Origin of the sequence: Pseudomonas sivasensis (assembly GCF_021391435.1) — a bacterium.
GTDB lineage: Bacteria > Pseudomonadota > Gammaproteobacteria > Pseudomonadales > Pseudomonadaceae > Aquipseudomonas > Aquipseudomonas sivasensis.
Genome location: NZ_CP090029.1, coordinates 3,332,005 through 3,344,828, shown reverse-complemented (window position 1 = coordinate 3,344,828; position 12,824 = coordinate 3,332,005). Strand labels below are relative to the sequence as shown.

General features: G+C 58.0%; 11 protein-coding genes. 7 read left to right on the top strand and 4 right to left on the bottom strand.

What is annotated here, in order from left to right:
* Positions 1–15 precede the first annotated feature (15 nt).
* Complete coding sequence (ahpF, locus tag LRO94_RS14995) at positions 16–1,581, top strand: alkyl hydroperoxide reductase subunit F (protein WP_032885700.1); 1,566 nt, start codon at positions 16–18, stop codon at positions 1,579–1,581.
* A gap of 50 nt (positions 1,582–1,631) precedes the next feature.
* Here ahpF and gloA read toward each other — a convergent pair whose 3' ends face one another.
* Entirely contained in the window at positions 1,632–2,153 is a 522-nt protein-coding gene (gloA, locus tag LRO94_RS14990; RefSeq protein WP_032885699.1) for a lactoylglutathione lyase, read from the bottom strand.
* Between the two features lie 198 nt (positions 2,154–2,351).
* Between gloA and LRO94_RS14985 the strand changes: the two genes are divergently transcribed.
* Complete coding sequence (locus LRO94_RS14985; protein ID WP_179178953.1) at positions 2,352–2,888, top strand: DUF4946 domain-containing protein; 537 nt, start codon at positions 2,352–2,354, stop codon at positions 2,886–2,888.
* 111 nt (positions 2,889–2,999) lie between these two features.
* Here the strand turns inward: LRO94_RS14985 and LRO94_RS14980 are convergent, their stop codons facing one another.
* The 3 genes from LRO94_RS14980 to LRO94_RS14970 form a co-directional block, all read right to left on the bottom strand.
* Positions 3,000–3,365, bottom strand: a complete 366-nt coding sequence (locus LRO94_RS14980; RefSeq protein WP_095184729.1) for a histone-like nucleoid-structuring protein, MvaT/MvaU family — start codon at positions 3,363–3,365, stop codon at positions 3,000–3,002.
* A gap of 198 nt (positions 3,366–3,563) precedes the next feature.
* A complete protein-coding gene (locus LRO94_RS14975; RefSeq protein ID WP_179178954.1) occupies positions 3,564–5,105 on the bottom strand; it encodes an EAL domain-containing protein in 1,542 nt (513 codons plus the stop codon).
* Positions 5,106–5,157: 52 nt separating this feature from the next.
* A complete protein-coding gene (locus LRO94_RS14970) occupies positions 5,158–6,063 on the bottom strand; it encodes a LysR family transcriptional regulator (RefSeq protein ID WP_032885695.1) in 906 nt (301 codons plus the stop codon).
* A 76-nt stretch (positions 6,064–6,139) separates the two neighbouring features.
* Here LRO94_RS14970 and LRO94_RS14965 point away from each other — a divergent pair, with 76 nt between their 5' ends.
* The 5 genes from LRO94_RS14965 to LRO94_RS14945 all read left to right on the top strand — a co-directional run bounded on the left by LRO94_RS14965 (position 6,140) and on the right by LRO94_RS14945 (position 12,822).
* Complete coding sequence (locus tag LRO94_RS14965; RefSeq protein ID WP_122753411.1) at positions 6,140–7,063, top strand: DMT family transporter; 924 nt, start codon at positions 6,140–6,142, stop codon at positions 7,061–7,063.
* Between the two features lie 247 nt (positions 7,064–7,310).
* Positions 7,311–8,387 carry a 4-hydroxyphenylpyruvate dioxygenase gene (hppD, locus tag LRO94_RS14960; RefSeq protein WP_032885693.1) on the top strand — a complete coding sequence of 359 codons (1,077 nt, stop codon included), beginning with the start codon at positions 7,311–7,313 and terminating at the stop codon, positions 8,385–8,387.
* Positions 8,388–8,620: 233 nt separating this feature from the next.
* On the top strand, positions 8,621–9,184 hold the full coding sequence (locus LRO94_RS14955; protein WP_032885692.1) for a fimbrial protein: 564 nt from the start codon (positions 8,621–8,623) through the stop codon (positions 9,182–9,184).
* 93 nt (positions 9,185–9,277) lie between these two features.
* Positions 9,278–10,069, top strand: coding sequence for a fimbrial biogenesis chaperone (locus LRO94_RS14950; protein ID WP_233896805.1), 792 nt, complete (start codon positions 9,278–9,280; stop codon positions 10,067–10,069).
* Between the two features lie 152 nt (positions 10,070–10,221).
* On the top strand, positions 10,222–12,822 hold the full coding sequence (locus LRO94_RS14945; protein ID WP_233896803.1) for a fimbria/pilus outer membrane usher protein: 2,601 nt from the start codon (positions 10,222–10,224) through the stop codon (positions 12,820–12,822).
* Positions 12,823–12,824 lie beyond the last annotated feature (2 nt).

The following is a 12,824-nucleotide window of genomic DNA, read 5'->3' as shown; positions in this document are numbered from 1 at the left end:
AAGGAAATCGCCCGTATGTTGGACGCCAATCTTAAAGCTCAGTTGAAGTCATACCTGGAACGGGTCACCCAGCCGATCGAGATCGTCGCCTCCCTCGATGACGGCGCGAAATCCCAGGAAATGCTTGCCCTTCTGCAGGACGTAACCAGCCTCACCACGCTGATCGCCCTGAAAACCGATGGCGATGACGCGCGCAAACCGTCGTTCTCCATCAACCGCCCAGGTGCCGATATCAGCCTGCGTTTCGCCGGCATCCCTATGGGCCATGAATTTACTTCGCTGGTGCTGGCCCTGCTGCAAGTCGGTGGCCACCCGTCGAAGGCCAGTGTCGAAGTGATTGAACAGATTCGCGCCCTTAAAGGTGAGTTCAGCTTCGAGACATACTTCTCGCTGTCGTGCCAGAACTGCCCGGACGTGGTCCAGGCGCTGAACCTGATGGCCGTTCTCAACCCGAACATCCGTCACGTCGCCATCGACGGTGCGCTGTTCCAGGCTGAAGTCGACGAGCGCCAGATCATGGCGGTGCCAAGTGTGTACCTCAATGGCGTGAACTTCGGCCAGGGCCGAATGGGCCTGGAAGAAATTCTCGCCAAGCTCGACACCAGCGGTATTGAAAAAGCCGCCGAAAAAATCAGCGCTAAAGACGCCTTTGACGTACTCGTCGTCGGCGGTGGTCCTGCCGGTTCAGCGGCCGCGATCTATGCTGCGCGTAAAGGCATCCGCACCGGTGTTGCCGCCGAGCGTTTTGGTGGTCAGGTGCTGGACACCATGTCCATCGAGAACTTCATCTCGGTACAGGAAACCGAGGGGCCGAAACTGGCCAGCGCACTGGAGGCTCATGTGCGTCAGTACGACGTGGATATCATGAATCTGCAACGTGCCAGCAGCCTGGTCCCGGCGAAAAACCCTGGTGACTTGCACGAGATTCGTTTTGAAAGCGGCGCGACGCTCAAGTCCAAGACCGTGATTTTGGCCACTGGCGCCCGCTGGCGTGAAATGGGCGTGCCAGGCGAGCAGGAATACAAAGCCAAAGGCGTATGCTTCTGCCCGCATTGCGATGGTCCGTTGTTCAAAGGCAAGCGTGTGGCGGTGATCGGCGGCGGTAACTCCGGCGTGGAAGCAGCGATCGACTTGGCGGGCATCGTAAGCCACGTAACCTTGCTGGAGTTCGATAGCAAGCTGCGCGCCGATGCGGTGTTGCAGCGCAAGCTGTACAGCCTGCCGAATGTTGACGTGATCACCAGTGCGCTGACCAGTGAAGTCAAAGGCGATGGCCAGAAAGTCACGGGCTTGGCATACAAGGATCGTGACAGCGGCGAGTTCAAGACCATCGACTTGGAAGGTATCTTCGTGCAGATCGGCCTGCTGCCTAATACCGACTGGCTCAAAGGCACCGTAGAGTTGACCCCGCGTGGCGAAATCATCGTTGATGCGCGTGGCGAAACTTCACTGCCCGGTGTGTTTGCCGCGGGTGACGTGACGACGGTGCCGTACAAGCAGATCGTGATTGCAGTAGGCGAGGGCGCCAAGGCTTCCCTGAGTGCTTTTGATCACCTGATCCGCACCTCCGCGCCAGCGTAACTACTCGGCTGGAAATGAAAAACCCCATGATCACTCATGGGGTTTTTTCGTTACAGCGGCGTGGGCTGGATAATCTCAACCCAGTACGCATCCGGGTCCTTGATGAACGCCAGGCTCTTCATGCGGCCATCGGTCAGGCGCTTCTGGAAATCGCAGCCCAGGGCTTCGAAGCGTTCACACGCCGCGACGATATCCGGCACCGCGATGCAGATATGGCCAAAACCACGCGGGTCGGTGTTGCCATTGTGGTAGGCGAAGTCGGCGTCGTTTTCGGTGCCGTGGTTGTGGGTCAGCTCCAGAATGCCAGGGATCGACTTCATCCACTGGGTGCGCGCGGCGGCGTCGGCCGGGATCTGGGATTTGTCCACCAGGGCCAGGAAATAGAGGCTGAATTCAGCCTCGGGGAAATCACGCTTTTCAACCAGCGAAAAACCCAGTACGCGGGTGTAGAAGTCCAGGGACTTGGTGATGTCCTTGACCCGCAACATGGTGTGGTTGAACACGAAGTTCGTGGTGGCGGTGTCAGGTTGGGCGGTGACGCCCGGGAAAGTGTTCAGTTCGTGCAGGCTCATGGGCCCTCCAGAAAAAAATGGGGCAAACGCGGCTCCAGGTGAGAGGAGCGTTCCCTTGGCTTGCGGCTGGCATCCGTGCAGCCGGGCCATGATACGCAAGGCCCGCCTGCTGCGCCAAATGAAAAAGGTCACGCGGGTCTTGCGATCAGCGGGTAGCGGGCCTCACACTTTGTCGCTTGAACCTTGGGTATCTTTCGCATGATCGAACGTCGTAAACCGCTGTTGAGTGCTGTGTGCCTGCTGTTGGCCAGTCCTTTCGTTTCGGCGGCGGATCCGGAAATCCACTGGCCCAGCGGCTGGCAAGTCGAAGAGGTGGTGCGTGATGGTGAAACGCCGGCAACGCCACAGCCGGTTTCGCGTCAGCGTGCAATCAAGAACGATGAAAACGGCATCACACTGATGGTGATGGAGTTGACGGCAACGCCGACTGAGGCGGGCCATAACGTTAATCTTCAGGGTGTATTGCTGGAAATGCGCAAGTCCATCCAGAAAGATTTTGCCCAGAGCGGTTACCAAAGTGTCTGCAGCAAAATGCACTCGACAACATTGAGTCGGCTTGAGGCCATGGAAACTACCTGTGTGATTACCGAGAATGGACGGCACGTGCTTTCACAAACATTGGTGGGAGCTGTTGATACCGATAAAGCGTATGTTTTCTCATACGCGGGTCAAGCCGATGCTTACGAGGCGAGTAAGGATGAAGTCCGTTCGGTGCGCGACAGCCTAAAACTTTAAGTGCGTGTTGCGCGTCGAATTTGAACAAAATGAAATGTTATTTAAGTTCGGTTTCGAACCCTTGAATAAAAAAGCCCCGCTCACGCGGGGCTCTTTATTAGTGCGGTGTAATCAGCCGCGAAGCCAGGAATCTACAGTGGCGGCGCCGTACTGTTCTTTCCATGCTTTGAGGCCGCGGTGGTTGCCGCCTTTGGTTTCGATAAGCTCGCCGGTGTGCGGGTTGTGGTAGACCTTGACCACGCGCGCACGGCGTTGTTTTGGTGCGTTGGCAGCAGCAGCGCTGGTCTTGCCCGGGTTTGGATCAAGGATCAGGATGATGTCACGCAGGCCTTTGCCGTAGGTTTTCATCAGCCCTTGAAGTTTTTCTTCGAATTCGATTTCTTTCTTCAGGCCAGCATCGTTCTTCAGGGATTCCAGCTGGGCAAGCTGCTCTTGAAGGGCTTTTTCTGCTGCGCGAAATTCGGCGAGTCTGGACAAAATCTGTACTCCAATAGTGTTGTTGGCTGATATCAACTGCAGACAAAGCTATTAGCCAATAGCGTTAAGGCGACTCAAAGAGGACGTCGTCCTGCGAGTTCTGCACAGGCAAGAAAAATTGTAGTAGTTAATCCGCTACGAGTAAATCATGTCTTTTGTCTTACTAACATTATTTCAACGCCGCTAATACGTGGCTATTCAATGGCTGGTCAGGTTTTTAATGAATTCATCGCTGGGTAGTGGCTTTCCAAACAGATAGCCTTGCAGGAAATCCACGCCCTGAGCAGCCAGGTATTCGCATTGTTCGGCCGTTTCCACACCTTCAGCAACGACGCCCAGATCCAGTTTGCCGGACAACTCTATGATGCTGTCAAGGATATGCCTCGACAGTGCGTCTGCACCGATCATGGCGACAAAACTCTGGTCGATCTTCAAGTAGTCCACATTGAAGTTGCGCAAGTAACCCAGGCTTGAGTGGCCGGTACCAAAGTCATCGATGGCAATCATGACGCCCAGTTGGTGCAAGGCGTCGAACAGGCGACGGGTGATATCGGTGGGCTCGATCAGCTCGCGCTCGGTCAACTCCAGCACCAAGGTCACCTGGCCCGGTATGAAGGCGGCGAGAAACTCACGGCAATCGTCCACCAGCGTCAGGTCGAGGCAATGGCGGGCGGTGATATTCACGCCGATGTGGAACCCCGGGCAAAACCGTGCCGCATGGGGAGCCAGTTGTACGGCGGTCTGGCGCAGCAGGGCGCGGGTCATCGGCACGATCAGGCCGGAATGTTCGGCCAGCGGGATAAATAGATCAGGCCGTACCAAGCCTTCCTTGGGATGCTGCCAGCGCATGAGCACTTCACAGCCGGCCCATTCGCGGGTTTCGCCGCGTACCACCGGCTGAAAATACGGAATGAACTCATCGGCGCCCAACGCCCGTCGCAGTTCATGGGTCGGTGCCGAGGAGCGTTTTTGCAGCCAATGCGCGAGTAGGCCTGCCATTGCGCCAAAGAACACCACTAGGCTGAACATCGCACGATAGCGCGCCTGCATGTAACGCCAGACCTCGCCGTCCGGCATGCCGGCGTCGACGCTGTAACCATAGCGTTGCGAGGCCAAGTGATGATGGGCTACGGCAAATTTCGGCACTTCCGTGGTATGAACACTGCCGTCGGCAGCCAGCCAGTTGGGCCCCACTTGCAGGACCAACTGTGCATAGCGGCTGATCAGGCGCAAGGCGTTGGTCAGGTGATAGCCGTCAATTGAAGCAAACGCGCCTTGGTTACCGTCGACCAGTCGGTACACCAGCAGCGCAGTGTCCGGCGTCACCGGGTTGCCATTCATCAACCAAAGCCGACCGTCCACATAGTCGTCGGGGTTTACGGGCGACTCATAGTTGCTGCCGAACAGTGAGCTGCAATAGATATTCTTCTGCCAGGACAACGTCGTGGCGCGCACGAACGGGCGCCTTGTGACCTGCTCGCGCAACGCCAATTGCGTGCCGTTATCGCAGGGCTGGCCTGCCAGCGGCAGCAGGGCCTGGGCGGCGAGGGCGGTGTTATCGAGCATCAGGTCGAACTGGCGCACCGCTTCCTCGGCGGTTTGCGCCGTGCTTTGCTCAAGGGTTCTTTCTGCTTGCCAATACAGGATGGCCAAGCCGAGCAGGATCGGCAGCAGACCGCAGAGGGCGCTGATCGAGTAGCGGACGATTGGCTCTCGCGGGCCTTTGACGGTGAGGGGCATGAGTTGTGCGGCCTGTTGCGGAGTAGGGGATGCGCCGGCAGGCCGGTCAGTATTATTTCGATAATAGATGGCTCGGTGGACAATTGCTTGCCCTACCACCGCGTTGCGCAATCTCGATGAACGCCAGCGTCGCGGGTGATGACTGGCGCCGATCAAGCACTGCCAAGCCAATCTGGCGCGGTACACGAGGGGATAGGGGGCGTTTCACATAGCGCGGGTCGTCCAGCGGTGGCAACGACGCCTCGGCCACGATGCTCAACCCGTCCCCGCGACTGACGGCTTCCAGAGTGCTCAGCAGTTGGGCGCAGCGATACCGCACCTTGGGCCGTAATTGGGCCGCACCGAACAGTCGGGACACCAGTTCCGACGATCCTGCCTCGGTGAGAATAAAAGGGTCGTCACACAGCTCCTGAAGAGTCAGGGCATCGCGAGCGGCCAGTGGGTGCTCCGTGGGCAACAACGCGACCATTTGGTCCTCAAACAAGGCGAAGGTGTCGAAGCGCTCCTGCTCCAAGACCACAAAACCTACATCGATCCGCCGCTCATCCAGCCACTGCAACACTTGCCGGTCAGGGCCTTCATCCACGTGGACCTCAATGCCCGGGTAGGCTGCACGAAACTGGCTGAGGATACCGGGCAGCAGGCGAATCGACGCAGTTGGCCCAAACGAGCCGACGCGCAGGGTGCCGCGCTTCATGCCACGGGCATCTGCTGCTTCCTGTTGCAGCGTATTGGCCAGGCCGAGCATGGCACGGGCGCGTCCAAGCAATTGCTGGCCGATCTCGCTCGGCTCCACCAGGTTTTGATGGCGCCGGAACAGCTCGACACCGAGCTCCTGCTCCAACGCTTTGATCGCATGGGACACCGCCGACTGGCTGATGCCGAGCCGGTGCGCTGCGCTGGTAAAGCCTTGTAGTTCGGCCACCAGTGAGAAAATTTCCAGTTGGGTCAAGGTCATGAGCGAATACTCATTTTACGATGATTGATCATTAGCAGAAGGATACTCCAGATCTTCTGTCACTTGAGCCAACCCAATGAGCCCCGCTTCGGATCGCCTGACCTATTGCAAACTCGCCGCCGTCACCATGATCTGGGGCGGCACCTTTATCGCTGGTCGTTACCTGGCCGATCAGCTCAATCCGCTGCTGGCCGCGAGCCTGCGTTTTATCCTGGCGAGCCTGGCGTTGTTGCTGTTCATGGCCTTCGCACGCATCCCACTGGCTCGCCCGAGTCTTCGGCAACTTGCGCAATTGGCGGCGCTGGGGTTCTTCGGGATTTTCATCTACAACCTGTGCTTCTTTTATGGGCTGCAGTACATCAATGCGTCGCGGGCGTCATTGATCGTGGCGTTGAACCCGGCGGTGATTGGCCTGGCGTCGTGGTTGTTGTTCAAAGAGCACCTGAATCGCACCAAGGTAATAGGGATTGCATTGTGCGTGGCTGGCGCAGTCGCTGTGATTGTCAGTCGCAACCCTCAGCTGATGCAGGCAGGCGCCCATAGTTGGCGGGGTGACTTGCTGATCCTTGGTTGTGTGGCGGCGTGGGGCGTTTATTCGCTGGCTTCCCGCGGGCTGAACGCAAGCCTGGGGCCATTGCAGACCGTGACGTGGTCGGTATTGCTGGGAACCCTGATGTTGACCGCAACCACAGCGCTCTCAGGAAACTTCACGGTCAAAGAGGTCGCAAGCCTTGGGCTTTCACAGCTGCTGAGCCTGTTGTATTTGGGTGTGCTCGGCTCGGCGCTGGCTTATATCGGTTACTACGACGGCATCCGGCGGATCGGCACGACACGTTCCGGTGTATTTATCGCGCTTAACCCGCTGACCGCAGTGATCTGCGGCGCCTTATTGCTGGGTGAAGCGTTGACCTTGCCCATGCTGATAGGCGGTGCCTTCATTTTGGCTGGCATTTACCTGTGTAACAAACCCCTTGCACGGGCAAGGGCAATAGGGATTTGATGAAGAGTACGGACAAACATCTTTACGCTGTGTAGAATCGATTTACGCATACAAGAATATGGACTTGCGCTCACGCAAGCCTCAGCCGTCAGAGACTGATGTAACCATGAAGCGACTCGGCTCCCCCCTCATCTTTGGTGACTTCCTCGCCCGCAGCGTGCGAGGCCTGTCCTGCGCGCCTCCCTCCCACCTCATCCTTGCTTGCAAATAACCCCTTGCTACCTACAAGAATGATGAGGCACCGACCATGACCGTCCAACACGAAAACCCAATGGGCCTGATGGGCTTTGAATTTATTGAATTCGCATCGCCGACCCCGGGCACCCTGGAGCCGATCTTCGAGATCATGGGCTTCAGCAAAGTCGCGACCCACCGCTCCAAGAACGTGCACCTGTACCGCCAGGGCGAGATCAATCTGATCCTCAACAACGAACCCAACAGCATCGCCTCGTATTTCGCGGCGGAGCATGGCCCGTCAGTCTGCGGCATGGCGTTCCGCGTCAAGGACTCGCAACAAGCCTATACCCGCGCACTGGAGTTGGGCGCTCAACCAATCCATATCGAAACCGGGCCGATGGAGCTGAATCTGCCGGCAATCAAAGGCATCGGCGGCGCGCCGTTGTACTTGATCGACCGGTTCGGTGAAGGCAGCTCGATCTATGACATCGACTTCGTCTACCTCGACGGCGTGGAGCGCAACCCACAAGGCGCAGGCCTGAAGGTCATCGACCATCTGACTCATAACGTCTATCGCGGGCGCATGGCTTACTGGGCGAACTTCTACGAGAAGCTGTTCAACTTCCGTGAGGCGCGTTACTTCGATATCAAGGGCGAATACACCGGCTTGACCTCCAAGGCCATGAGCGCGCCGGACGGCATGATCCGCATCCCGCTGAACGAGGAGTCGTCCAAGGGCGCCGGGCAGATCGAAGAGTTCCTGATGCAGTTCAACGGCGAAGGCATCCAGCACGTTGCGTTCCTCACCGACGACCTGGTCAAAACCTGGGACGCGCTGAAGAAGATCGGCATGCGCTTCATGACCGCGCCGCCGGACACCTACTATGAAATGCTCGAAGGCCGCCTGCCGAATCACGGTGAACCGGTGGATCAGTTGCAGGCTCGTGGCATCCTGCTGGACGGCTCATCCATCGAAGGTGACAAGCGCCTGCTGCTGCAAATCTTCTCGGAAACCCTGATGGGCCCGGTGTTTTTCGAGTTCATCCAGCGCAAAGGCGATGATGGGTTTGGCGAGGGCAACTTCAAGGCGTTGTTTGAGTCGATCGAGCGCGATCAAGTCCGCCGTGGCGTATTGACCGCCGACTAGCCATCCAAAGCCTGTCAGGCTTTTCGGGCAACTCAAGAACATGCTCCGTATCGAAAGGTACGGAGCTTTTTTTTTGCCTGCCAAACACGTCAGAAAGGTTTTGCAACAGACAACTCCTTGGGGCTGTGGAACAAAATTTTACGAGACTCCACCCATGGACGTCGCAAGAGCTGATCCTCTCCTGCGTCATAAGTGTGCGTTTCGCGACCCCTAATTTTAAGGAAAGACTGATTATGACAAAACACACTCTGGCGGCTGCAGTGCTGGCTTTGTGCGGCTTCGCTGCCAGCTCCGCTTATGCAGCAGACGGTACCATCACGATCACCGGCTCGGTCAGTGGCACTACCTGCACCATCAGCGGCGGCACCGGAGCCTCGCCAGGTTCAGGTGCCAACTTCCCGGTCGTTCTTGATCGCGTGCAAACCTCGGCCCTCAAGGCGGCAGGCGATACGGCCGGCAGCAAGCGCTACTTTGTCTATGTGGGCGGCTCGGGCGGATGCCCGAACGGTACCAAGGTCGCCGTACGTTACGAGCCGACCAGCCCTGGCATCAACCCGGCAACCGGCAACCTGCGTAATACCGCCACTGCAACACCCGCCTCGCGGGTGGAGGTACAAATTCTCGATGGCGCTTCCAACACGCCAATGGACTTGCGCGTAGGTAATAACTCAACCGTTGCCACCGTGACCAATGGTCTGGCGACCTTACCGTTCTACGCACGCTACATCGCCAACGGCGGAGCGGCAGGCGCGGGCAATGTCACCAGCAGCGTGCAGTACTCGGTCACCTTTCCTTGATGCAGCCGCGCTGATAACCATTGCGTTTGTTGCCTGAGATCCTCGCTCGACCTTGCGGTCGGGCGCAGGACAACTGTTTTCAAGGATTACCCGATGCAGGATTTAATGATGTTCTTAAGTCATCGCGTGGTGTCCGTCGCGCTGAGTCTGGCCTTGTGCATAGCCTCGCATGCGGCGCACGCGGGGGTAGTTATCGACGGTACGCGACAGATTTACCCCGAGCAGCGACGCGAGGTCACCATACGAGTGACCAATGATGACAAACACGCACCCCGTCTGGTCCAGGCTTGGCTGGACGCAGGTGATGCCGAGGCAGCGCCGACACTGAGCGATGTGCCTTTCGTGCTGTCTCCCCCGGTATTTCGCCTGGACGCCGGCAAAAGCCAGTTCATGCGTTTGTCCTACACCAAGGCACCGCTGCCTGCGGATAGAGAGTCGCTGTTCTGGTTGAACGTACTTGAAGTGCCGGGCGCCACCAATGAGTTTGATCCTACCCTCGAAGACAGCCAGCGGAATCACTTCAAGTTTGCGTTCCGTATCCGCACCAAGGTGTTTTTTCGCCCGGCGCAGTTATCTGGAACACCCGAGGAGGCGCCAGGGCTGTTGCGCTGGTCCCTGGAGCAGGTCGCCCAAGACACCGTGATACAGGTGCACAACCCTTCGGCTTATCACGTCACCTTCAACGACATTTACCTGCTTATGGGCTCCCATCCCGACGCGAAAAAATTGTCACTGCCCGAAGCGATGGTGGAACCGGGAGGCACGTTGAAGTTGCCGGTGCCGAACGCCGCGAAGGTAATACCCGCCGATGCGCGGGTGAATTTCACCTACATCAACGATTTCGGCAGCTTTTCATCGGCGCAGCCTGCTGTATTGCATCGCTGAACGCGTCCCCGGAACGTTGCTGATCGCAAGCAAACGTACATTTCTCAGCGTCCACTGAAGTCATAACTATGCCTAGTCACATCCAAGTACGGGTGCATCGTTGCGCCCCGATTTTGCCATTCCAGCATCGAAAGATGATGTTGGGCGGTTTGATGAGTGCGGCCGTAATCGCAAGCGATTCCGCGCTTGCGTCTGAGTTGAGCTTTGATCTGAACGCATTCTCCAGCGGCCTGGCATCGTCGGTTGACATGTCACGGTTCAATACCGGCAACCAGATGAGTCCTGGCCTATACCGCATAGATATCGTGGTCAACGGCCAGGCTTTGGGGCGCAGGGAGGTGGAGTTCGTCGCGGCCCACGCAAAGACCGGTGCGCAGCCGTGTTTGAGTCGCGAAGTATTGGAAAAAATCGGTATCGCGATGGATAAAGTCGATACCGATACCCGTGGGCGCGAGCTCGCGAACCCTGCCGCAGCCGGCCAGTATTGCGGCGATCTGGGGCAGTGGATTCCGATGGCGTCCAGCTCGTTCGATCCGGGCGCCCTCGAGTTAGCCGCCAGCGTGCCGCAGGCCTACATGAACCGGTCCATGCGCGGCTACATTGACCCCGAGTTGTTGGATGAGGGCATTACCGCCGGGCTGCTCAATTACAACTTCAGTACCAATGCGGTCACTGCTGGTGAAGGCGACGGTCGCACTTACCTGGGCCTCAATGCGGGGATTAATCTGGGCGCCTGGCGCTTGCGACACCAAGGTGCCCAAGCCTGGAGCAACCGCACAGGGTTTGAGACTTATCAGAACACGTCTACTTATGTGCAGCGCAGCATCATCCCCTGGCAATCACAACTCACTATTGGAGACACCTTCAGCAACGGACAGATTGTCGACGGGGTACGCGTGCGAGGCGTAAGCCTGGCAACCGACGACCGCATGCGTCCGCAGACGCAGCAAGGTTATGCACCTCAGGTACGCGGTGTCGCCGACAGTAATGCAACGGTCACCGTCAGCCAGAACGGGTACACCATTTATGAGACGACAGTCGCGCCTGGCCCTTTTGTCATCAGTGATTTGCATGCCACGGGTTATGGCGGTGATTTGATCGTCAGCGTGACGGAAGTCGACGGGCGTCGAAACACCTTCGTCGTGCCGTACTCGGTGGCCCCGGAATTACTGCGGGTCGACACGACAAAATACAGCGCCACCTTGGGTGAGGTGCAGCAAAAGGGCATCGATGCCAAGGGCGCAAACGTCTTTCAAGGCACTCTCCAACACGGCTTGACCGATGACTTGACGGTGTATGGCGGCGGCAGTCTTTCCAACGGTTATGAGCAGGGCAAGGTCGGTATTGCATTGAATACGTCCATCGGTGCTTTCTCGCTGGACGGCGCCACCTCGCATACCAAGGTAGCTGATCATGGACGCCTGTCCGGCCAAAGCCTGGGCGTGGGCTACAACAAAAGTCTGCCCGCCTCGGGTACGCATTTTGCGCTGGGTGCATACCGGTTCTCTACAGAGGGTTACCTGAACCTTCCGGATGCACTGAATGTGCGTGAAATCGCTCGCCAGTCCGGTGATGTCAACGGTTATGCCCGGCAAAAAAGTCGGCTCGACCTGACCATCAGCCAGCAGTTGGGCATAGGCACCTTGAGCCTGTACGGCAGCTCTGTCGACTATTGGGGCGGGCAGGAAGGGCGCCAGGTCTCATTCACCGCCAGTTACGGCTCGACCTGGAACAAGGTCAACTGGAACCTCTCGGCGCAGCGCTCAAGGGTCCAGGACACGCGACAACTGACTCAAAGCGAGCTCAGTGACGATGTGTTTTTCGGGCGTATCGGCCAACCCGGGCGCATCGATAACCGCTACATGCTGACGTTATCGATGCCGCTGGGGAGCGAGCCGAGGTCGCCGACCATCAATACTTCGCTGTCTCGGGACAGTGGCGATACACGGGGCAGCCAGCAGCAGGTGGGCATCAACGGCTTCCTGGGCGAGAACGCCGAGTTCGACTACGGTTTTTCCGCCAGCCGCGCGACCAGTGATCAATCGAGTTCCAGGCAACTTAACACCCACGCAGGGTACCGCACCGGTTCTGCCAGCGTGCGTGCAGGCTATGGTCAGAGCCGCGATAGATCCCAGCTTTCATTTGGCGCCGATGGCGGCATCGTCGCTCACGCTGGCGGCGTGACGTTTTCGCAAAGCCTGGGAGAGGCCTCTGCGCTGGTTCATGTGCCGGATGCCGAAGTCGCATTGTTGGGCCACGACGGTGTTACACGCATCAATAGCAGCGGGTATGCCGTGGTTCCGTCACTCAGGGCATTCCAAAACAATACGGTGAGTGTTGATCCACAAGGCATGTCCATGGACGTGGAGCTTCAAGAGTCGAGCCTGGATATCGTTCCAACCCTCGGTGCAGTGCAATTGGTGGAGTTCAAGACCGTCAGCGGGCGGGCGGTGATCGTCCAGGCCAAACAGCAGAATGGCACGCCGCTGCCATTTGCGGCTCAGGTTCTGGACCAGCAAGGCCGGGAAGTCGGCGTAGTGGGCCAAGCCAGCAAAGCTTTTGTGCGCGATATCCCGGCTGCCGGCACGTTGATCGTCAAATGGGGTGAAAAAATTTCTGAACGATGCGACGTCCACTACCAGATGGCTGCGCATGCCGCGAACAGCCGCCAGCAAGACGTCGACTATCTCCAAGGGTTGTGCGTACCCAGCTCGGTTCGCCAAGTAGCCGGCAGTATTGAACGGCACCCGTGAAT

What these genes read in the sequence shown, in the direction of transcription:
- ahpF (WP_032885700.1), top strand. Translation starts at nt 16, where the DNA reads ATGTTGGACGCCAATCTTAAAGCTCAGTTGAAGTCATACCTGGAACGG.
- gloA (WP_032885699.1), bottom strand. Translation starts at nt 2,153, where the DNA reads ATGAGCCTGCACGAACTGAACACTTTCCCGGGCGTCACCGCCCAACCT.
- LRO94_RS14985 (WP_179178953.1), top strand. Translation starts at nt 2,352, where the DNA reads ATGATCGAACGTCGTAAACCGCTGTTGAGTGCTGTGTGCCTGCTGTTG.
- LRO94_RS14975 (WP_179178954.1), bottom strand. Translation starts at nt 5,105, where the DNA reads ATGCCCCTCACCGTCAAAGGCCCGCGAGAGCCAATCGTCCGCTACTCG.
- LRO94_RS14970 (WP_032885695.1), bottom strand. Translation starts at nt 6,063, where the DNA reads ATGACCTTGACCCAACTGGAAATTTTCTCACTGGTGGCCGAACTACAA.
- LRO94_RS14965 (WP_122753411.1), top strand. Translation starts at nt 6,140, where the DNA reads ATGAGCCCCGCTTCGGATCGCCTGACCTATTGCAAACTCGCCGCCGTC.
- hppD (WP_032885693.1), top strand. Translation starts at nt 7,311, where the DNA reads ATGACCGTCCAACACGAAAACCCAATGGGCCTGATGGGCTTTGAATTT.
- LRO94_RS14955 (WP_032885692.1), top strand. Translation starts at nt 8,621, where the DNA reads ATGACAAAACACACTCTGGCGGCTGCAGTGCTGGCTTTGTGCGGCTTC.
- LRO94_RS14950 (WP_233896805.1), top strand. Translation starts at nt 9,278, where the DNA reads ATGCAGGATTTAATGATGTTCTTAAGTCATCGCGTGGTGTCCGTCGCG.
- LRO94_RS14945 (WP_233896803.1), top strand. Translation starts at nt 10,222, where the DNA reads ATGAGTGCGGCCGTAATCGCAAGCGATTCCGCGCTTGCGTCTGAGTTG.